The sequence below is a fragment of the Rhizobium sp. CF142 genome (genome assembly GCF_000281145.1).
Classification (GTDB): Bacteria; Pseudomonadota; Alphaproteobacteria; order Rhizobiales; family Rhizobiaceae; genus Rhizobium.
On the sequence record NZ_AJWE01000050.1, the window covers coordinates 24,818 to 43,976 of the forward strand.

Consider the following 19,159-nt stretch of genomic DNA (forward strand, 5'->3'; position numbering starts at 1 on the left):
GTATAGTTTAATAGATAAATACCGTTATAAGTATTTGAATAATATATGGATATTAAACTACGATGACGGTTGGTGACAAAAAACAGAAATCCAAGCTGGCGGGGGTCGCGCTGTGGCGGCGGATCGCCGATGAAATACGGCTGGATATCGTCGGCGCGCGGCTGGCGCGCGGGGAACGGCTGCCGACGGAGGCGAAGCTTGCCGAACGCTTTTCGGCAAACCGGCATACGGTGCGCCGGGCGCTGGCGATGCTGGCACAGGAGGGCGTCATCCGCGCGGAGCAGGGGCGCGGTGTTTTCGTGCAGGATGCGCGGCGGGTGTTTTACCGCATCGGACCGCGAACGCGGTTTTCCGAAGGGGTTGATGGACAAGACCGGCAGGTGCGTGGGGCACTGATGTCGCAGGCGCAAGAGCAGGCATCGTCCGAGGTCGCCAAGGGTCTCGACATCAAACCCGGAGCGCCAGTCATCCGGATGGAGACGATGGCTTTCGTGGATGAGGCGCCGTTCTCACGCAGCACGCACTGGTTTGCGCGGGAGAGATTTGACGGTATCGCGGAGGCCTATGCCGCGCGCCTGTCGATCACGGCGGCTTTGCAGGGCTTCGGCGTGGAGACTTACACCCGCCATTCGACCCGCATCACTATCAGGCATGCCGAGGCCGAAGAGATTATCCAGCTGGGGTTGTCGCCCGGCGCGGTGCTCTTGAGAGCGGAGGGCATCGATGTGGACGCGGAAGGACGGCCGATCCAGTTTCTTATTACCCGCTTTCCTGGGGATCGGGTGGAACTGCTTATCTGAAGGCTGCATGTTCTTTCCACGTCGCGCCGGGCCGGACGAGGCCTGATAGTCGCTTCGTGGGCATTTCAGGCGCATGATATCGGCGGCTCGGATGAGCCTGCGAACCTTCCGCTGGAAAGGATGCGTGTCATGGGAAAAGAGCAATCGATCGAGAGACTGCAGATGTCGCGGCGTTCGCTGTTGCTGACAGGCACGGCAGCCGGGCTGACGGCGATACTTTCGTCGCCTGTAGCTGCGGCCGATCCTGTCGATGCAGAGGCTCCTGCTGGCGAGGTCCGGCCGTTCCGGGCCGATATTCCCGAGGCGGCGCTTGCCGATCTCCGGCGTCGGCTTGCCGCCACCCGGTGGCCCGACGGAGAGACGGTACGTGACCGCTCGCAGGGTGTGCAGCCGGAAAGGCTGAAGGCGCTGGTCGATGAGTGGCAGTCTTCCTATGACTGGCGCAAAGCTGAAGAGCGGCTGAACGCCTTTCCGCAATTCGTGACCGGGATCGACGGCATCGACATCCATTTCATCCATGTCCGCTCGCGCCACGAGAATGCTCTGCCGCTGATCATGACGCATGGCTGGCCGGGGTCGATATTCGAGCTCATAGACGTGATCGGCCCGCTGACCGACCCGACCGCGCATGGCGGCATGGCTGGCGATGCCTTCCATCTGGTGATCCCGTCGATCCCCGGCTTCGGCTTCTCCGGCAAGCCCACGGAAAAGGGCTGGAACCCGCAACGCATCGCGGCCGCCTGGGACACGTTGATGAAACGCCTCGGCTATACCAGCTATGTCTCGCAGGGCGGCGACTGGGGCGCGATCATCAGCGATGCGCTGGGGCGGCAGGCGCCGGAGGGGCTGCTTGGCATCCACGTCAACAGGGTCGAGCGCGCCACCACCTTTCCGCCTGACGCCGCTCAGGCGCTGATGAGCGGGGCGCCGGCGCCCGACGGCCTGTCACCGGAGGAGAAGGTGATTTTCATGGAAGCCCGGGATTTCCTCGCCAATGGCTTCGGTTATGCCGCGATCATGGGAACCCGGCCGGAAACGATCGGCTATGGACTTGCGGATTCTCCCGTGGGGCTTGCGGCCTGGCTCTATGACAAGATCGCCGACTGGGTGTTTACCCGCGGAGATCCTGAACAGGCGCTCGGCAGCCAGGCCATTCTCGACAATATCACGCTTTACTGGCTCACCAACACCGGGCCTTCGAGCGGGCGTATCTACTGGGAGAATGTCGCGGCCGGCGCAAAGCTGGAGCCGGTCAAGGTTCCGGTCGCGGTCACGGTCTTTCCCGGCGAGGTTTACCGCCCGCCGCGGCACTGGCTCGGCAGAGCCTATCCGCAGTTGATCTATTACAATGTGGCTGCAAAAGGCGGGCATTTCGCAGCTTGGGAGGAGCCGGAACTCTTCGCCCAGGAGGTCCGAGCCGGATTCAGGACATTGCGCTCATAGGCAGATCGCATTTCCGCGAGCGCGTGGGAACATCGAGCTTTTTCGCCCGTTTGCGAAGAGGAAAGACCTGGAGGAAGAATCCCAATGAGTAATCTCCATAATGATAGCGGCCCCGAATTCTCAGGCGGCGGGGGCCACAGTACGCTGACCGCTTTCTTCGACAGTCGTGACGATGCCGACAGGGCGATCGACCGGCTGAAGAACCTGGGTATCACTGGTGTCAGAATGATGCGGGGATATGAAGCGGATGGCGACAAGGCCGGCGTTGCCGGCGACGACCGTGGCGGTTTCTGGTCGAAGCTGGAGGACTGGCTGTTTCCGGATGAAGACCGGTCGGTCTATGCCGAAGGCCTGCGCCGTGGCGGCTTTCTGATCTCTGTCGAGGTCGACGAGGCGACCTACGGTATCGCTTACGACATTCTCGACGACGAAGGCTCCGTCGACATGGACGAACGTGCGGACATCTGGCGCGCAGAGGGCTGGAATATCAGCAAGTCGAACGAGGCTCTCGCAGCCTCGAAATATGATGCAAGCCGGGCTCGTGAAGCTGATGATGCCGAGCGTGCCCGGCAGGCAAGTGCTGTGCAGGATGACGTCTTTGCAGCCGGTGCGGCCGGTATGGCCGGCCCGGCCACACCGATCGGACGTCATACCCGCCGGCTCGATCCGAATTCCCCGCGCGTTCGTGCCTATGATCTCAATGACGAGGCACCGCTCGATCAGGAACTGCGTGACGACATCATGCCGACCGGACATCACCGCACGGTGGAGGAATCCACGGAGCGCGCAGAGCGCGAGCTTCGCCAGGCTCAGGACGTGGACGGCATGCGGCAGGAGCAGACGTTGCCGCGCGGTCGATAATGGTCTGAAACATGGGCATGCCGGGTTTCCGGCGCCCCCTTAGAGCGGCGGAAGGAAAACGGAATCATCTCTGCCGCTTTAAGGTTTTTGTTCAAGCATCGGATTATCTAAAGGCCGCTTCACACTTTTGCGCGACATGCCTTAATGCGCGGTGCCGTCGACGATGATGTGGTCATGATCCCTGGAGCATTTCTCGATGCGGGCATGGATCTTGTAGACCTCGCGCAGCATGTCGACGGTGACGACATCGCGCGGCTTGCCGCAGGCGCGCATGCGGCCGTTCTGGATGATCAGTACCTTGTCTGCGAAGCGCAGCGCCTGGTTCAGGTCGTGGATGGCGATCAGCACGATCATGCCGCGTTTGCGGGCCTGGCGCTGCATGAAATCGAGCACTTCCACCTGGCGATGAAGATCGAGCGCGCTGGTCGGCTCGTCCATCAGCATGATCTCCGGCTCGCGCACCAGCGCCTGGGCGATGGAGACGAGCTGGCGCTGGCCGCCTGACAAGACGCCGAGATCGCGGAAGGCGATCGCCTCGATGTTCAGCGCCTTCATGACGTCGTCGATGAGCCTGAGATCCTGATCGCTGACGCCCCAGGACTGGCCCTGCTTGCGGGCAAGCAGGATCGATTCATAGACCGTCAGCACGGCATTGGCCGAAGTATCCTGCGGCATGTAGCTGATGGCGTTCCTGGTCCTTGCTCCCTCGACCAGCACGTTTCCCGGACCTTTCAGGAGGCCGGTGATGCGCTTGAAGAGCGTCGATTTGCCCGCGGCATTCGGGCCGATCACGGCAACGAGTTCGCCGGCCGTCAGTTTCGGCGTGGTCACGTTTTCGACGAAGAGCTTGCGGCCGTGATAGGCGCCGACCGATTGTAGCTGAAGCGCTACCATAAGCGGCTCCTGTTCGAGAGGATGAGCGAGAAGAAGAAAGGCACGCCGACCAGCGCGGTGATGATGCCGATCGGGAAGACGACGCCGGGGATGATCGACTTCGAAACGACGGAGGTGAGCGAGAGCAGCAGTGCACCCGAGAGGACCGAGCCCGGCAGGAAGAAGCGCTGGTCTTCGCCGAGGATCATGCGGGCGATATGCGGGCCGACGAGGCCGACGAAGCCGATCGTGCCGACGAAGCTGACGGGCACGGCCGCCAGCAGCGAGACGATGAGCATCGTCTCCAGCCGGATGCGGCGCACATTGACGCCGAAGCTCGCCGCCTTGTCCTCGCCGAGGCGGATCGCGGTCAGCGCCCAGGCGTGGCGGGCAAAGAGCGGCAGGGAAATCAGCAATACGGCAAGCGTGATCCAGATCTTCGGCCAGGTGGCCTTGGTCAGGCTGCCCATGGTCCAGAAGACGACGGCCGAGAGCGCCTGTTCGGAGGCGAGATATTGCAGGAAGGCGAGGGCCGCGTTGAAGGTGAAGACCAGCGCGATGCCGAGCAGCACGACCGTCTGTACAGACACGCCGCGCGCCTGCGAGATGAAATGGATGAAGAGTGTCGCGACGAGCGCCATGATGAAGGCATTGACCGGTACCAGCAGGCCGGCGGCAACCGGCAGAATCGGCACGCTGGTGACGATGGCAAGGGCCGCGCCGAAGCTTGCGGCAGCGGAAATGCCAAGCGTGAACGGGCTTGCCAGCGGATTGGCGAGGATCGTCTGCATCTGCGCGCCGGCAACCGAGAGCGAGGCGCCGACGACGATCGCCATGACGGCGACCGGCATGCGGATATCCCAGACGACGGCGCGGATCTGCGCCGAGACGGAGTCGGGATAGAGGAGGGCGGTCACGACCTCATCGAGGCCGTAGCGAGCCGGCCCCCAGGCGAGATCGATGGCGAAGGACAGGCAGAGCGCTGCCGTCATGGCAAAAAGGATCATCAGCTTGCGGCGGGTGAGGGCGCGATAACGCGCCCCACCTGCTTCTGTTTCGATCGGCACGGCGGCGATCTCTGCCATTGGCCTTACTTTCCGGCCTTGGCGTCGACCCAGTAACCCGGCTGATAGGCGACAGGCAGGAACTTCTCGTGGAATTCCTTGAACGTCGCATCCGGGTCGAGATCGGCAAAGAGGTCCGGGTGGAACCACTTGGCCATCTGCTGCACGGCGACGAACTGGTAGGGGCTCGTGTAGAACTGGTGCCAGATCGCGTGGACATTGCCATCGGCAACCGCCTTGGAGCCGGTGAAGGCCGGGTTCTGCACGAGTGCATCCAGCGCCTTGCGGCTGTCGTCAATGGTGGCGGCAGCGGCCGGACCGACATTGACGTAATCCTTGGCGTCCTTGGTCTGGCTCCAGTTCGAGCCGGTGACGACGACGACGTCAGGATTGGAAGCGACGACCTGTTCGGCATTGATCGAGCCGGTATAGCCGGGCAGGAAATCGGAGCCGAGATTGTGGCCGCCGGCCCAATCCACCATCAGGCCGAAATTGTCGGGGCCGAAGGTGCCGCAGCATTCGACGAGGCCGGCAGCGCGGTACATGAAGACGTTTGGCTTCCCAGGGTTGGCTTCCTTCAGCTTGTCGGTGACGCGCGCCATCTGCTCTTTCCAATAGGCGGCGACGGCTTCGGCGCGATCCTCATGGCCGAAGATCTTGCCGAGGATTTTCAGACTCGGCTCGGTGTTGTCGAGGATATGCTCGCGGAAATCGATGTAGACGATCTTCACGCCGATCTTGTTCAGCATGTCCTCGAGCTTCACCTCGTCGGCGGCCTTCTTGTTGCCGATCGGCAGCAGCATGACATCGGGGTGGAGGGCCACGACCGTCTCGGTCTGCAGCGTGCCATCCGTCAGGTTGCCGAGGAAGGGCAGGTCCTTACCCCTAGGGAACTTCTCGACATAGGCGTTGAAGCCATCTTTGTCGGTCGTCCAGAGATCATTGCGCCAACCGACGATCTTGGCGAAAGGATCGTCCTTCTCGATCGGGGCGACGGCATAGAGCATGCGGCCTTCACCGAGAATCACGCGCTCGACCGGCTTGTCGAAGGTGACTTCGCGGCCCGCCACATCCTTGATGGTGAAGGGATCGGCAAAGGCCGAAAGTGGCAGCAGGCCCGCAACTGCAACTGCGGATAGCGCAAGCAATTTCATAAAATTCATCTGGAAACTCTCCCCGTCCTTGGTAATGTCCCGAGGCATAGAAAAATTGACTTTTGGAATCAAGTTTTATGTTTTAGAGCTTTTCCAAAGTAGTGCCGGGCCGGAGTGCAGATGATGAACACGATGAACACAAATTACTCTATTCGCGATGAAATCCGGGACTTCTGGTCGGAAAGAGCGGCGACGTTCGACGAGAGTGTCGGCCACGAAATCTTTTCCGAAGCTGAGCGCGCCGGTTGGCAGCGGCTGATCCGCAAGCATCTCGGCGAGGGGCAGGGGCGGGCGGCCCTCGACCTTGCGTGCGGCACAGCGGTCATTTCCCATCTCATGCATGGGGCGGGCTTCAATGTGACGGGGCTCGACTGGTCGGATGCGATGCTGGCGCAGGCGCGCGCCAAGGCGAAGAAGCGCGGCACCGATATCCGCTTCGTCTCGGGCGATGCGGAAAACACGATGGAGGCGAAGGACAGCTACGATGTGATCACCAACCGCCATCTCGTCTGGACGCTGGTCGATCCGCCCTCGGCCTTCCGCGAATGGTTTTCCGTGCTGAAGCCCGGCGGCAAGGTGCTGATCGTCGACGGCAACATGGGCAAGGAGACCTGGGTCAAAAGCCTGCAGAAAGTCTGGACGAAGCTGACCGGCAAGGCGCCTGTCAGCCACATGAAGCCGGAGATGATGGCCCGTCACCAGGCCATCCGTTCGCGCGTCTATTTCTCCAAGCAGATGCCGGCCGAAGCGATCGTCGAACTGCTGCGCCAGGCGGGCTTCGACAATATCATCGTCGACCGCAGGCTCTCTGACATTCACTGGGCACAGGCACGCAAGATGCCTTTCCTGCGTGGGCTGGAGCGCATGGTGCAGGACCGTTTCGCGATCTGTGCGACGAAGCCGCTCGCTTAAGCCTTCATGAGCCCTTCGGCCCGAAGCGCCTTTTGAATGGAGGGGCGGGATTGCACCCGCTCGTACCAGGCCTGCAGGTTCAACAGGCCGTCGAAGTGAATGTCTGCCCGGTAGTAGGAGGCGAGCCACGGTGCTTGTCCCCAGCCAGTGAGGGCGAAGAGATAGGCATCGGCAACGGTGAAGGTCCCGCCGGCAATATAGGGGCGGGTGGCAAGCTCGGCGTCGATATGGGCATAGCGCTTTTCGAGCTTCGGTTTCGCCGTCTCGACATAAGGGCCGGCAAGCCGCGCATAGAGCAGGGGAATGAAGCCCTTGTGGATTTCCGAAAACAGGAAGTTCAGACATTGCTGCAGCCTGTAGCGCTCCATCGTGCCATTGGCCGGCGCCAGGCCGAGTTCCGGTTTCAGATCGGCGAGGTACTGAATGATCGCCGGACCCTCAGTGAGGATGACGCCATCTTCAAGTTCGAGCGCAGGGACATAGCCGAGCGGGTTGACCGCCTCGAAGTCTTCACCCGCGCCGAATGTGTGCTTCTTGTTGTCGACCGCAATGAGTTCGGCATCGATGCCGAGCTCGTTGAGGACGATGTGCGGCGAGAGCGGGCAGGCGGCCGGAAGATAGTATAATTTCATGGTTTTTCCCTTTTCGATGTCCACCGGGATTCTGGTTCGCGGCCAATCTAGAAGGGTAGGATATTTTTTGAAGAAGGCATTATATTGTGGTGTAGGTACATATTTTATACCGGGAGAAACCCACATGAAGGAAAGCGTCACCAACTGCACCGTCGAGGAGTCGATGCGGCTGCTCGGTGGCCGTTGGCGGTTGCTGATCGTCTATTTCCTGCTCGACGGGCCGCGGCGCTTCAACGAGTTGCGCCGCTGCGTGCCGGGTATATCGCAGCGCATGCTGACGCTGGATCTGCGGGCGCTGGAAGATGCGGGGCTGATCAAGCGTACGGTGTTTCCGACGGTTCCTGTGACGGTCGAGTATCGGCTGACCGAGGATGGCAAGCGGCTCGTTCCTGTGGTGAAGGTTATGCAGGAATTTGGGAAGTGGCTGCTGGAGCGGGAGGACGCGATGGGTACAGACCGGGTTGATCCCTGAGATTGGTCCGAGTTTATGGTCGACAAGTCACGGCGTCGGAAAGGGGGCTCGTTGCCCAAAGGCAACCTCCTGGTGCTAACAGCTAGTCCGCAGCCTCCTCGATCTCCTCCGGAATAAAACCACCCGTCTGGCGCCTCCACAGGCGGGCAAACAGCCCGTCGCCTTCGATCAGATGCTCCGGCCGGCCTTCCTCGACGATCCGACCATGGTCGAGTACGACGATGCGGTCCATGCTCGATATGGTCGACAGCCGGTGGGCGATGGCGATGACGGTTTTGCCTTCCATCACGAGGTTCAGCCGCTCCTGGATGGCGGCTTCGGATTCGCTGTCGAGGGCCGAGGTGGCCTCGTCGAGCACCAGGATCGGTGCGTTCTTGAGGAGTACGCGGGCGATCGCCACGCGCTGGCGCTGGCCGCCTGAGAGCTTGATGCCGCGGTCGCCGACATAGGCCTCGTAGCCCTTGCGGCCCTCGCTGTCGGCGAGGTCGGCGATGAAGATATCGGCGCTCGCCATCTTCGCGACGCTCTCGATCTCCTCCTGCGTGGCCTCCGGGCGGCCGTAGCGGATGTTGTCGCCGACCGAGCGGTGCAGCAGCGCCACGTCCTGGGCGATGACGCCGATGGCGCGGCGCAGGCTCGACTGGGTGACCGAGCGGATATCCTGCCCATCGATGCGGATCGTGCCGTCTTTGATGTCGTAGAAGCGCAGGAGCAGGTTGGCGAGCGTCGTCTTGCCGGCGCCTGAGAGGCCGACGAGGCCGACTTTTTCGCCGGGACGGACGGTCAATGACAGGTTGTCGATGACGGGCTTGCCGGATTTGTAGGCGAAACGAACGTCGTCGAAGCGGATTTCGCCGTTCGGGACGACAAGGTCCTGCGCATCCGGCCGGTCGGTGATGGTCGGCGGTGTCGTCATGACCGGCATGGCGTCCTTGATCGTGCCGATCGCCTGGAAAATCTGCTGGCCCATTTGCAGGAATGTAAATGTGTGACCGGATAGCCGGTTGAGAACATAAACGGCGGCAGTGAATTCGCCGATCGTGACGAAGCCATCAACGAGCCCGGTAAAGCCGATCGACAGGATGGCCAGCCAGTGCATCATGTTGAAGACGACGACGATAACCTCCGCGGTCCGATAGATGCGCTGTTCGCTTTGTTGGGCCTTGATCGCCTTGCCGATGATGCCTCGGATAGCGCCCGCCTCGCTGTCTTCGGCGGCGAATTGTTTCACCATCTGCATATTGGCGTAGAGATCGGTAATGGCGCCGGAAATCAGGCTGCGGCGCTTGGCGGAGCGGCGTGCCCGTTCAGTGAAGACAGGTGCCAACCTGACTGCAAGCAGCACATTGAGCGTGATCCATACGATGGTCGGCAGCGCTAGCTGCCAGGACAGTGCGCTCAGAAGGATGACGGAGCCGACCATCTGCATGATGAAGCGCGGGATGGACTGGAAGGCCGATATAACCTGCTGCTGGACGGCGGAGGCCACCTGCTGCAGGCGCGAGGCGACCTGGCCGGCATAGAGATCGTGGAAGAAGGCGAGATCCTGCCGCTCCACCGCTCTATGGCCCTGCCACTGAATGGCAGCCGGCATGCCGATGCCGAGCGTATGCGAATTCAGCGTGTTGACGAGGAAGGAGGCAATAGGGATGGCAGGGAAGAGCATCAGGCCGAGCAAGATCAGCAGCGGCCGGTCATTGCGCAGGAAAGCCGAGGCACCCTGCTGCGTGACGCCATCGACGACAACCGACAGGCCCCAGACGATCGTCAGATTCATGGCCTCGATCGCCATGGTGCAGAGGGCGAGCGCGATCAGGATGCCACGAAACATCGAGATGAAGTGCAGCAGCACCGTCACCGGCCCCTTTGACGGCAGCGGACGGTAGGGGATATCGAGCGGCCGGATCAGCGTTTCGAACGGACGGTAGATCGCATCTGAAATCGACATGATCGACTTAAGCCTCTCAGGTGCAGCATCGGGAAGAGGGCGGGCGTATCAGGCGACGCAGGTGGCATGGAATCATCTTCCGGCTGCAATCTCAATTAGAAATTTTGGAAATCTTGAGATCGCAGAGCGAAGTATCAACTCGACGGCCGCGCAACGCTGCCTTGCTGGAAGTGCTCACCGGCAGCGTCGATCTGCGTCCAATGGTGTTTGGACTGTTCGAAGATCGATTTGGCCGGAGCCGGGAGTTGGCTGATGTCTGATATGGCCCCCAGGGCGACGCCGATCATGGACGGCAGGTTGTCGGCCTTCCAGTAGACCGATGAACCGCAGTTCGGGCAGAAATAGGAATGCACCTTTCCGCCGCTTACGGCATCGCGGGTGTACTGCTTGCCGAAACCGGACACGGTGACGGCTTCGGCCGGGTAGAAGGCACCGGCGCCGAAGGGGGCGCCTGTTCGTCTCTGGCATTCAATGCAGTGACAGGCGATCACCACATTTGGTTTCTCCGGCAGTGCCAGTCTGAGCGCGCCGCAGCTGCATTGGGCATTGGCCATCGGGAGGCTCCTGTTTTCGCGAGGTTGGGGGAAGATTTCGGGATTTTATGGAAGATGCCCGGGCGTCGAGCTGAATTCGCTCACCTTGAAATGATGGCAGTGCCATCAGCGGCGGTACCTTTCCGGAAGTGCCGTAAGCGAGAGATCAAGCCGAACACGCCGATAACAGGCCGTGTTCGAAGCGATTTCAACTCGGAAAGCCGATGCCCGTGGAACAGGCCCGGCTTTTGTTCGAGGGATCAGATCAGTCGGCCGCCCTGGCATCGTGATCTGCAATTGCAGGACCTGCTGTCTCAGCCGCGCCGAGCTGCCTCTATTGCCGCGACGTCGATCTTGCGCATGGTCATCATAGCGTCGAAAGCGCGCTTTGCCTCGGCTCCGCCTGCCTGCATCGCTTCCATCAGGGCGCGCGGGGTGATCTGCCAGGAGACGCCCCATTTATCCTTGCACCAGCCGCATTCGCTTTCCTGGCCACCATTGCCGACAATGGCGTTCCAGTAGCGGTCGGTCTCTTCCTGATTTTCCGTCGAGATCTGAAAGGAAAAGGCCTCGCTATGCTTGATCGAGGGGCCGCCATTCAGGCCGATGCAGGGAATGCCGGCAACCGTGAATTCCACGACCAGCACGTCTCCCTGCTGACCGGCGGGATAATCGCCGGGGGCGCGGTGGACGGCGCCGACTTTGCTATCCGGAAAGATCCCGGCGTAAAAGCGGGCGGCCTCTTCGGCGTGCTTGTCGTACCAGACACAGATCGTGTTCTTGTGCATCGCGCGGTCCTTTGGTGTTTTCCCCTGATGGCAGTGACATAAGGGAGAAAGCGGTTTTCTCCAGTCCAAGCGCGCCATTTTAAAATTGTGGCTGCTATCCCCAGAACCATGATTTGTTGACCTCCGTCCTCGCCTCTGATGGGGTGAGGCCGATATCGCGGAGTTCGTCGTCGGACAGGCAGGAGAGCGTCAGCCTCTCGCGGCGCTTGTTCAGGTAAAGGCGGATGCCCATCAGGCAGCGGCGCATGACGCCACCGGTCGGGGCGCGATCTGGAGTTCTCGATATTTCCACGTCAGTCGTCATCAGGCCTCTCCAGCACTCGTCTTGGACGCTCAAGATGGACTGGCGCATGCCTGCAAGGAAGCTTATGGTTCTTATGCAATCCATAAGGAATTCTTCTGATGCCGAATCTCGACCAGCTTTCCGCTTTCGTCAGCGTCATCGATCTCGGCAGCTTTACGGCTGCTGCCGAAAGAGCGGGGCTGACGCAGCCGGCCGTCAGCCTGCAGGTGAAATTGCTGGAACAGAGGATGGGGGTTCGGCTGATCGAGCGGGTTGGTCGCCGGGCGCAGCCATCTGCGGCGGGCGTCGAGCTCTTGGCCCATGCGCGCCGGATCCTCGGCGAATGCGCGGCGGCCGAGGAGGCGATGGCGCCTTACAGGCAAGGTGCGGTGGGGCGTGTGCGGATCGGCAGCGGCGGCACCGCCTCGATTCACCTGCTTCCCCGCGCGATCGCCGCCGTCAAGAAACGCATGCCCGGTCTGGAAATCGTGGTTCGTGTCGGCAATACCGACGAGATGATCCGCGATCTCGAAACCAACGCGCTCGATATCGCCGTCGTGACGCTGCCGGCGGCTGGCCGTTCCATAGAGATCGAGCCCTTCTACGAGGATGAGCTTGTCGCCGTGGCGCCGAAGGGCAGCACGATGCCGGAGGGTGGCCCGGCGCCCGACTTCTTCAAGGACAAGATCATGATGCTCTACGAGGGCGGCAATACGCGTCGGGCCACCGACGAATGGTTCGAGGCCGCCGGCATCAGGAGCCAGCCGACCATGGAGTTCGGCAGCGTCGAGGCGATCAAGGAACTGATCGCCGCGGGGCTCGGATGGTCGATACTTCCGGGGCTTGCCCTGAAGCGTGACCGGGCCCGGTTCGTGACGTCACCCGTTCAGCCGCCGCTCGTGCGCCAGCTCGGCATGGTCATCCGGCGCGACAAACATCTGACGCGGGGGCTGCGCGAGGTGATGAAGTGCCTTCGCGCGCTCGAGACGTAACGGGGCTTAAGCCGTCACTACGGCAAAACCCGGCTCCTTCGAGCCGGTGTCGGAAGACGAATTCGACTTCGGCGTCGATACCACCGTGAAGGGCACATTCTTCACGGTGCAGAAGCTCGTGTCTGGCGAGCGCCGGGTCCAGGGAGAGTTACGCTTGGCCGAGAGCGCTCTGTTCGGCGCAGATACGGTCGATCAGGGCATCGAAATCACCCTTCGGCGGACGGCCCTTCGCGAAACGCTGCTTGAGGTGCATGATCGGCTCGGCGAGGATCTCGTCCAGGCTTGTGGCGCAGGTGAAATCGCCGGCAACACTCTTGACCTTGGAATTATCGAAAATCGCAGTCCAGGCCTTGTCGCCGGTCAGCGGGCCGATCCATTCCGGATTGTACTTGACGAGCGTGTCTGTCGGCACATGCACGATCTTCGCCTCGACGCCGAGCAACCTGGCGATCGCCTTCTGGATGTCATCCCAGATATGGGCGTGGTCGTTGGTGATGTGGAAGATATCGTGCAGCGCCTTCTGCTTGCCGAACAGGCCGACGAAGGGCACGGCGAAATCGACCGAACGGGTGAGCGTCCAAGGCGTATGGCCGTCGCCGGCGACGATGGTCGGCTCGCCATCCAGCATGCGCCGTGCCATCACGTCGCTGTCACCCATCATGATGGGCAGGCCGGTACGGACGGTGTGGCTGGGACGCACGATCGTCCAGGCGAGCTTGTCGGCCTTCTTCAGCAGTTCCTCGCAGGCGATCTTGGCCTGGCTATAGGGCCAGTAGGGATTGATTGCCGGTGTCTTCTCTTCTGATATCACGTAGTGGCGGGCCGGCTTTTCATAGACCGAGGCCGACGAGATGAAGATGTACTGGCCGCAATCACCGGAGAAGATCTCGATATCGCGGGCGATCTGATCCGGCGTGAAGGTGATGAACTGGGCGACGACGTCGTAATTGGCCTTGGCGAGATCGGCATAGGCTGATGATCCAAGTTCGCCGACGATGGAAGTGACGCCAGCGGGCAGGGGATCGCCCCTCAGGCCGCGGTTAAACACGCTGACATCATGGCCTTGAGCCACGGCGCGCTCGACGCAGGGATAGGAAATCTGGCCGGTGCCGCCAATGAAAAGGATCTTCAAAGCCATAAGGGATCTCCGTGTCGGATGGGGCAGGATTATCGATAATCTTCATAGCGCGAAAGCGATGGGCCGTCTTCTGCAAAATGGCCGGCATGGTGACGCAGCAGGCATTTGCGTATCGGCAACCGGTTTGCGGGCCTGCTCAGGGCGCGACCATCAGCTTGCCGATCTCCTGAGCCAGTTGATCCTGGGTGTAGGGCTTTCCGAGCTTGGCTACGTCAAGGTCTAGCCCGGGCGGGAGTTCGGCATATCCCGATGCAATGAGGATCGGCAAGCCGGGGGCTATGGTGCGGGCGGCTTTGGCGAGGTCTCCGCCCGTCATGCCGGGCATGGAGTAATCGGTGATCATCAGATCGAAGTCCGCGCCGCTGCCCAGGCACTCGAGAGCTTCTTTCCCCGAATGGGCCTCGACCACTTCATGGCCGAGATCGGTGAGCATATCGGCAGAGCTCATGGCGATCAGGATGTCGTCGTCGACGAGCAATATGCGCTTCGGGCCCGAGACCTTGTCTGGGTCCGCCGGCATCGCGTCATCAGGCTCGGTATGGACGCTGGCCGATGTGGAGACGGGGATCCACAGTTCGGCGGTCGTGCCTTTGCCGGGCATGCTTTCCAGCTTCAGGTCGCCCTTCAACTGCAGGGCCAGACCATGGATCATGGAGAGCCCGAGGCCAGTTCCCTTCCCGAGCTCCTTTGTCGAAAAGAATGGCTCGATCGCCTTTTGCAGCGTTTCCTTGTCCATGCCATAGCCGTGGTCGGCGACAGTCAGGACGACGTAGCTGCCGGCGGCAAGCTCATCGGTCGGCGCAATCTGCTCCGCCTCCTTCAACTCGATGCGGATCGTGCCTCCGTCTGGCATCGCGTCGCGGGCGTTGACGGCAAGATTGAGCAGGGCCAGCTCGATCTGGTTGGCATCGGCCGAGACGAGAGGAAGATTCTCGGGAACGGTGGTTTCGATCAGGACTGTGGAGCCGACGGAGCGCTTCAGCAGGTCCGCCATGCCGAGCACCAGGGCGCGCATGTCGACCGGGTCGATGCGCAGGTCCTGTCGCCGCGCGAAGGCCAGCAGTCTCTGGGTGAGGGAGGCGCCACGCTTTGCCCCCTGCAGGGCGCCGTCGATCAGGCGGGCGGCTCTGATATCGTCTCCGACATATTTGCGCAGCAGTTCGAGATTGCCGAGGACGGCCATCAGCAGATTGTTGAAGTCGTGCGCCACGCCGCCGGTGAGCTGGCCGATCGCCTCCATCTTCTGGGCCTGGCGAAGCTGCTCTTCGGCGCGCTCGCGCTGGCTGACTTCCGCCATCACCACGGCATGCGCCCGCTCCAGCTCGCGCGTGCGCTCGGCGACCTTTTCCTCCAGTATTTCATTGAGCTGCCGCTGGTGCTCCTCGGCCTTCAGCCGCGCCGTGATGTCGGCGGAGACGCCCACCATCTTGATCGCCTTGCCGGAGCGATCCTTATAGAGCTGCGCCCGGATTTCGGCCCAATGAACGGAACCATCGCTCCAGATGGTCCGGTATTCGATGGAATAATCCGCGCCGGTTTCAACTGTCTTGCTCACTGCCGCCTCCATGCGCTCCCGGTCCTCGGGGTGAACGGAGCTTAGCAGATCCTTGTAGGTAAACGGGTCTTCGGGACGACGGCCGAAAATGGCCTTGCAGGTCGACGAGGTCGTCAGCACGCCTGACGCAAGGTCGAGTTCCCATGCGCCGAGCCGCCCGGCTTCCAGGGCCGTCTGAAGCCGGCGCTCGCCTGCATCTAGGGCCTCCATGCGCAAACGCGCATCGTACTGCCGCCGGCGTCCGCGCATTGCAGAGCGGGCAACGCTGATGAAGGTGGTTGCGTGGAACGGGCGTTCGACGAAGCTGACATTGCCAAGGACCTCTGACAGCCTGGTGGCTGCGGGATTGCGCTCGGGACCGCCGCCCCTGTTTGTCAGGATAATGAAAGGCAGATCGGACCAGCTCGGCTGCTGCTCGATCCAGGCGGAGATGGCGCGCAGATCGGCGGAACGTAACGCCTCTTCAGTGACGACAGCAAAGGCGACGTCGTCATTAAGGCTTTCGACCAAGGAGGATAGATCGGTCGTCGCTTTTGGTTGTACGCCCGCTTCCAGCAGGAGCGAAGCTGCAATCTGCGCATCACGCCCGATTGGAGCGTGGATCAGGCCGATGGCATCGCTGTTAGGAATGGTGGCCGTCCTCGTCTGAGTTTTCAAGAAGCGGCTGTCTTTCTCCGATGAATGTCGGAACGCCGCGAAGCACGCCCTGGAAACCGGAGAGCGGCTCGCCGAGGGTCAGCCCTTCATTGGTGATGTGGAATTCTCTGATAGTCTCTTCGTGGCGGCCGGTGCGTTTCTTGATGACGGAAACGGCGCGGCGCACTTTTCCGAGCGCCTCGAAATAGCGCAGCAGGACCACGCTATCGGCGAGATAGGTAACATCGACCGGTGATTTCATGTCGCCAACGAGGCCGTGCTGGGCAACGGTGAGGAAGGTGTTGGCGCCCTGGCGGTTCAGATATTGGAGAAGCTCATGCATGTGAAGGATGAGCGCGTTTTCCTCCGGCATCGATGCCTGATAGCCGTTGATACTGTCGATGACGACGGTCTTGGCGTCGTAGCTGGCGACCCGATCCCGGACACGTTGCGCAAACTCTCCGGGCGACAGCTCGGCGGCATCCAGTTGCTCGATATGGATCAGTCTGTCGTCGTGCATCTTCTCCAGATCGATACCCATCGATCTCGTGCGCGAAAACAGCAGCCCAAGCTCTTCATCGAAGATAAAAACAGCCGCCTTTTCGCCGCGCTTGACCGCCGCATCGACGAACTGCAGGGTAAACAGGCTCTTGCCCGTACCTGCCGGACCGATCAGCAGCGTGCTGGAGCCGCGCTCGATCCCGCCGCCCAGGAGATCATCGAATTCCTTGATACCGCTCGAGAGGGTCGTTCGCTCGAAGCCCGTCTTGTGCTCGATTGCGCGCAGCCTTGGAAATACCGCCACACCGCCGGTCTTGATGACGAAGTCGTGGTATCCGCCGCGAAAGGACTGGCCGCGATATTTGATGACCCGCAGCCGCCGACGCTCCGAGCCGTAATCGGGTGCAAGCTGTTCGAGATGGATCACGCCATGAACGACACTGTGAACGGTCTTGTCGAGATTATCTGACGTCATGTCGTCGAGGAGCAGGACTGTGGCATCCGACCGGGCGAAGAAATGCTTCAGCGCCAGGATCTGCCGGCGATAACGCAGGGAGCTTTGGGCGAGAAGCCTGATTTCCGAGAGGCTGTCGATGACGACCCTCTGCGGCTTTATGCGCTCGAAGGCCTCGAAGATCAGCTTGGTGGTCTCGCCGAGCTCCAGGTCTGACGAATAGAGGAGGCTCTGCTGCTGATCGGCGTCGAGCAGGCTTTCGGGCGGCACGAGTTCGAAGATTTTTATGCCGTCGCCGAGTTCCATTCCATGCGAGGCGGCGCTGTCGCGCAACTCTTCCTCGGTTTCGGAAAGACTTATGTAAAGGCAGCTCTCACCGAGATCAGCGCCTTCAAGTAAAAACTGCAAGGCGATGGTTGTTTTTCCGGTGCCGGGCGAGCCTTCCAGCAGGAATACATGACGACGTGTAAACCCGCCGAATAATACATCGTCCAGTCCTTCGATTCCGGTCTCCGCCTTCTTGCTCAAAACTTGGTCCATGCCGTCTCCTATATCAGCCAAGGAGTTAGGGCAGGAGGCTCAAGGAGCAAGACTGCTGATGACGTTGATTTGCGAAACGGGATTCGTCCCGATCGGTAACCGCGCCGGCGGCGTCGACGGCGGAAAGGCTTGGAGCCGCCGGTCAGGCGCCGCTTTGCGGCAAGCGCCGGCGGACGATGCCGGCGTGGAATTTTGCGCCGTAAAGGAGCCCGTCATCGTTGAAATCGAAGGTCGGATTGTGGAGCGGCGCGGAGGCCTCGCCATTGCCGAGGAAGACGAAGCAGCCGGGAACGACATCGAGGAAACGGGCGAAATCCTCCGATGCCGTCATCGGTTCCTTTCGGAGCTCGATGCTGCCGGGCTCGAAGATGTCGCGGGCCGCCGCGAAGGCCTCTTCGGTAAGGGCAGGGTCGTTCAACAGGGGGATGAATTCCCTTGTGTAGGTGACTTCGGCCGAGAGATTGTAGGTCAGTGCGGTGCCTTCGGCGATGATGCGCATCTGCCTTTCTATTTCGGCGCTGACGTCGGGGTGGAAACTTCTGGCATCGCCGAGAATGCGGGCGATGCCAGGGAGGGCGTTGCGGGTGCCGTCGGTCAGGAGTTCGGTGACGGAGACGACGCCGATATCGGTTGGGTCGAGGCGGCGGGAAACGATGGTCTGCAGGTTCACGACCAGCGCGCAGGCGGCGACCAGCACCTCGTTCGTCGCATGCGGGCGGGCGGCATGGCCGCCGGTGCCCTTGAGCACGATCTCGAAATTATCCTCCGCCGACATGAAGGCACCGGGACGCGTCTGGAAATGACCGACGGGAAGGCCCGGCAGGTTGTGGATGCCGTAGATCTCATCGAAGGGGAAGCGCTCGAAAATGCCGTCCTCGATCATCGCCAGCGCGCCCTTGCCCCATTCCTCGGCGGGCTGAAAGATGAAGCGCACAGTGCCGTCGAAACCGCCGTCTTTGGCGAGCATTCTGGCCGCACCGAGCAGCATGGCGGTGTGGCCGTCATGGCCGCAGGCGTGCATGATGCCCGGGTTGCGCGAGGCATAGGGCCGGTCGGCCTGCTCCGGAATGCGCAGGGCGTCCATATCGGCTCTCAGTGCAATCGAGCGGTTCCCGTTGCCGCGTTTCAGTGTGCCGACGACGCCCGTGCCGCCGATGCCTTCCGCGACATCATCGAGGCCGAATTCACGGAGCTTTTCAGCGACGAAGGCGGAGGTCTGCTTTTCCTCGAAGCCAAATTCCGGGTGGGCATGGAGGTGGCGTCTCCAGGCGCGCATGTCCGCGACCAATTGATCGAGATCCATCGCTATTCCTCCTGCGCAAGTGTGCTGACGACATCGAGCAGGATGTTGGCGCCTGCGATGAGATCGTCATGAGAGGTGAATTCCTTCGGATTATGGCTGATGCCGCCCTTGCTCGGCACGAAGATCATGGCTGATGGCGCGATGCGGGCGATCATCTGGGCATCGTGGCCGGCGCCGGAGGTCATGCGCTTGCACGGCAGGGCGCGGGCTCTTGCGGCGTCCTCGACCGCGGCGACGATCTGTTCGTCGAATTTGACCGGCTCGAAGCGGGCGAGCC

19 protein-coding genes are annotated in these 19,159 nt (G+C 61.5%); 6 read left to right on the forward strand and 13 right to left on the reverse strand.

Features of this window, described 5'->3' with window-relative positions; all coding sequences use genetic code 11:
- Positions 1-62 precede the first annotated feature (62 nt).
- The 3 genes from phnF to PMI11_RS13190 all read left to right on the forward strand — a co-directional run bounded on the left by phnF (position 63) and on the right by PMI11_RS13190 (position 3,104).
- Positions 63-800: a phosphonate metabolism transcriptional regulator PhnF gene (gene phnF / locus PMI11_RS13180; RefSeq protein WP_007817667.1), complete on the forward strand. Its 738-nt coding sequence runs from the start codon at positions 63-65 to the stop codon at positions 798-800.
- A 129-nt stretch (positions 801-929) separates the two neighbouring features.
- Positions 930-2,243 (forward strand): epoxide hydrolase family protein, encoded by a 1,314-nt coding sequence (locus PMI11_RS13185; protein WP_007817669.1) that lies wholly within the window; start codon positions 930-932, stop codon positions 2,241-2,243.
- Between the two features lie 84 nt (positions 2,244-2,327).
- Entirely contained in the window at positions 2,328-3,104 is a 777-nt protein-coding gene (locus PMI11_RS13190) for a hypothetical protein (RefSeq protein ID WP_007817671.1), read from the forward strand.
- A gap of 141 nt (positions 3,105-3,245) precedes the next feature.
- Here the strand turns inward: PMI11_RS13190 and PMI11_RS13195 are convergent, their stop codons facing one another.
- From PMI11_RS13195 to PMI11_RS13205, 3 genes are read right to left on the reverse strand one after another with little or no spacing between them, the layout of a single operon-like run.
- On the reverse strand, positions 3,246-3,998 hold the full coding sequence (locus tag PMI11_RS13195; protein ID WP_007817674.1) for an ABC transporter ATP-binding protein: 753 nt from the start codon (positions 3,996-3,998) through the stop codon (positions 3,246-3,248).
- Complete coding sequence (locus tag PMI11_RS13200; protein WP_007817677.1) at positions 3,992-5,062, reverse strand: FecCD family ABC transporter permease; 1,071 nt, start codon at positions 5,060-5,062, stop codon at positions 3,992-3,994. Before PMI11_RS13200 ends, PMI11_RS13195 begins: the two co-directional genes overlap by 7 nt.
- Positions 5,063-5,067: 5 nt before the next feature.
- Positions 5,068-6,204, reverse strand: a complete 1,137-nt coding sequence (locus PMI11_RS13205) for an ABC transporter substrate-binding protein (RefSeq protein WP_007817679.1) — start codon at positions 6,202-6,204, stop codon at positions 5,068-5,070.
- A 114-nt stretch (positions 6,205-6,318) separates the two neighbouring features.
- Here PMI11_RS13205 and PMI11_RS13210 point away from each other — a divergent pair, with 114 nt between their 5' ends.
- Positions 6,319-7,107, forward strand: a complete 789-nt coding sequence (locus PMI11_RS13210; RefSeq protein WP_037071277.1) for a class I SAM-dependent methyltransferase — start codon at positions 6,319-6,321, stop codon at positions 7,105-7,107.
- Here the strand turns inward: PMI11_RS13210 and PMI11_RS13215 are convergent.
- The gene (locus PMI11_RS13215) at positions 7,104-7,739 is read right to left on the reverse strand and encodes a glutathione binding-like protein (protein WP_007817683.1); all 636 of its coding nucleotides are present in this window, start codon (positions 7,737-7,739) and stop codon (positions 7,104-7,106) included. The genes PMI11_RS13210 and PMI11_RS13215 overlap by 4 nt on opposite strands.
- 124 nt (positions 7,740-7,863) lie before the next feature.
- On the opposite strand from PMI11_RS13215, the gene PMI11_RS13220 reads away from it, so the two are divergent.
- Entirely contained in the window at positions 7,864-8,211 is a 348-nt protein-coding gene (locus PMI11_RS13220) for a winged helix-turn-helix transcriptional regulator (protein ID WP_007817684.1), read from the forward strand.
- An 82-nt stretch (positions 8,212-8,293) separates the two neighbouring features.
- Here the strand turns inward: PMI11_RS13220 and PMI11_RS13225 are convergent, their stop codons facing one another.
- The 4 genes from PMI11_RS13225 to PMI11_RS13240 form a co-directional block, all read right to left on the reverse strand.
- Positions 8,294-10,159, reverse strand: a complete 1,866-nt coding sequence (locus tag PMI11_RS13225; RefSeq protein WP_007817686.1) for an ABC transporter ATP-binding protein — start codon at positions 10,157-10,159, stop codon at positions 8,294-8,296.
- A gap of 134 nt (positions 10,160-10,293) precedes the next feature.
- Positions 10,294-10,713, reverse strand: coding sequence for a GFA family protein (locus tag PMI11_RS13230; protein ID WP_007817688.1), 420 nt, complete (start codon positions 10,711-10,713; stop codon positions 10,294-10,296).
- A 293-nt stretch (positions 10,714-11,006) separates the two neighbouring features.
- Positions 11,007-11,480, reverse strand: coding sequence for a VOC family protein (locus PMI11_RS13235; protein ID WP_007817690.1), 474 nt, complete (start codon positions 11,478-11,480; stop codon positions 11,007-11,009).
- Between the two features lie 94 nt (positions 11,481-11,574).
- A complete protein-coding gene (locus PMI11_RS13240; protein WP_244430567.1) occupies positions 11,575-11,727 on the reverse strand; it encodes a DUF1127 domain-containing protein in 153 nt (50 codons plus the stop codon).
- A 155-nt stretch (positions 11,728-11,882) separates the two neighbouring features.
- Here PMI11_RS13240 and PMI11_RS13245 point away from each other — a divergent pair, with 155 nt between their 5' ends.
- Entirely contained in the window at positions 11,883-12,755 is an 873-nt protein-coding gene (locus PMI11_RS13245) for a LysR family transcriptional regulator (protein ID WP_007817694.1), read from the forward strand.
- A 148-nt stretch (positions 12,756-12,903) separates the two neighbouring features.
- On the opposite strand, the gene PMI11_RS13250 is transcribed toward PMI11_RS13245, so the two are convergent.
- The 5 genes from PMI11_RS13250 to PMI11_RS13270 form a co-directional block, all read right to left on the reverse strand.
- Positions 12,904-13,893 carry an SDR family oxidoreductase gene (locus PMI11_RS13250; RefSeq protein ID WP_007817696.1) on the reverse strand — a complete coding sequence of 330 codons (990 nt, stop codon included), beginning with the start codon at positions 13,891-13,893 and terminating at the stop codon, positions 12,904-12,906.
- A 136-nt stretch (positions 13,894-14,029) separates the two neighbouring features.
- Complete coding sequence (locus PMI11_RS13255; protein ID WP_007817699.1) at positions 14,030-16,105, reverse strand: hybrid sensor histidine kinase/response regulator; 2,076 nt, start codon at positions 16,103-16,105, stop codon at positions 14,030-14,032.
- Entirely contained in the window at positions 16,071-17,579 is a 1,509-nt protein-coding gene (locus PMI11_RS13260; protein ID WP_007817703.1) for an ATPase domain-containing protein, read from the reverse strand. Before PMI11_RS13260 ends, PMI11_RS13255 begins: the two co-directional genes overlap by 35 nt.
- Before the next feature lie 142 nt (positions 17,580-17,721).
- Complete coding sequence (locus PMI11_RS13265) at positions 17,722-18,888, reverse strand: M20 aminoacylase family protein (RefSeq protein WP_037071268.1); 1,167 nt, start codon at positions 18,886-18,888, stop codon at positions 17,722-17,724.
- Positions 18,885-19,159 (reverse strand): M20/M25/M40 family metallo-hydrolase (locus tag PMI11_RS13270; RefSeq protein WP_007817706.1); only part of this gene is annotated, 275 nt, incomplete at its 5' end. The genes PMI11_RS13265 and PMI11_RS13270, both read right to left, overlap by 4 nt.

What these genes read in the sequence shown, in the direction of transcription:
- phnF (WP_007817667.1), top strand. Translation starts at nt 63, where the DNA reads ATGACGGTTGGTGACAAAAAACAGAAATCCAAGCTGGCGGGGGTCGCG.
- PMI11_RS13185 (WP_007817669.1), top strand. Translation starts at nt 930, where the DNA reads ATGGGAAAAGAGCAATCGATCGAGAGACTGCAGATGTCGCGGCGTTCG.
- PMI11_RS13190 (WP_007817671.1), top strand. Translation starts at nt 2,328, where the DNA reads ATGAGTAATCTCCATAATGATAGCGGCCCCGAATTCTCAGGCGGCGGG.
- PMI11_RS13195 (WP_007817674.1), bottom strand. Translation starts at nt 3,998, where the DNA reads ATGGTAGCGCTTCAGCTACAATCGGTCGGCGCCTATCACGGCCGCAAG.
- PMI11_RS13200 (WP_007817677.1), bottom strand. Translation starts at nt 5,062, where the DNA reads ATGGCAGAGATCGCCGCCGTGCCGATCGAAACAGAAGCAGGTGGGGCG.
- PMI11_RS13205 (WP_007817679.1), bottom strand. Translation starts at nt 6,204, where the DNA reads ATGAATTTTATGAAATTGCTTGCGCTATCCGCAGTTGCAGTTGCGGGC.
- PMI11_RS13210 (WP_037071277.1), top strand. Translation starts at nt 6,319, where the DNA reads ATGAACACGATGAACACAAATTACTCTATTCGCGATGAAATCCGGGAC.
- PMI11_RS13215 (WP_007817683.1), bottom strand. Translation starts at nt 7,739, where the DNA reads ATGAAATTATACTATCTTCCGGCCGCCTGCCCGCTCTCGCCGCACATC.
- PMI11_RS13220 (WP_007817684.1), top strand. Translation starts at nt 7,864, where the DNA reads ATGAAGGAAAGCGTCACCAACTGCACCGTCGAGGAGTCGATGCGGCTG.
- PMI11_RS13225 (WP_007817686.1), bottom strand. Translation starts at nt 10,159, where the DNA reads ATGTCGATTTCAGATGCGATCTACCGTCCGTTCGAAACGCTGATCCGG.
- PMI11_RS13230 (WP_007817688.1), bottom strand. Translation starts at nt 10,713, where the DNA reads ATGGCCAATGCCCAATGCAGCTGCGGCGCGCTCAGACTGGCACTGCCG.
- PMI11_RS13235 (WP_007817690.1), bottom strand. Translation starts at nt 11,480, where the DNA reads ATGCACAAGAACACGATCTGTGTCTGGTACGACAAGCACGCCGAAGAG.
- PMI11_RS13240 (WP_244430567.1), bottom strand. Translation starts at nt 11,727, where the DNA reads ATGCGCCGCTGCCTGATGGGCATCCGCCTTTACCTGAACAAGCGCCGC.
- PMI11_RS13245 (WP_007817694.1), top strand. Translation starts at nt 11,883, where the DNA reads ATGCCGAATCTCGACCAGCTTTCCGCTTTCGTCAGCGTCATCGATCTC.
- PMI11_RS13250 (WP_007817696.1), bottom strand. Translation starts at nt 13,893, where the DNA reads ATGGCTTTGAAGATCCTTTTCATTGGCGGCACCGGCCAGATTTCCTAT.
- PMI11_RS13260 (WP_007817703.1), bottom strand. Translation starts at nt 17,579, where the DNA reads ATGGACCAAGTTTTGAGCAAGAAGGCGGAGACCGGAATCGAAGGACTG.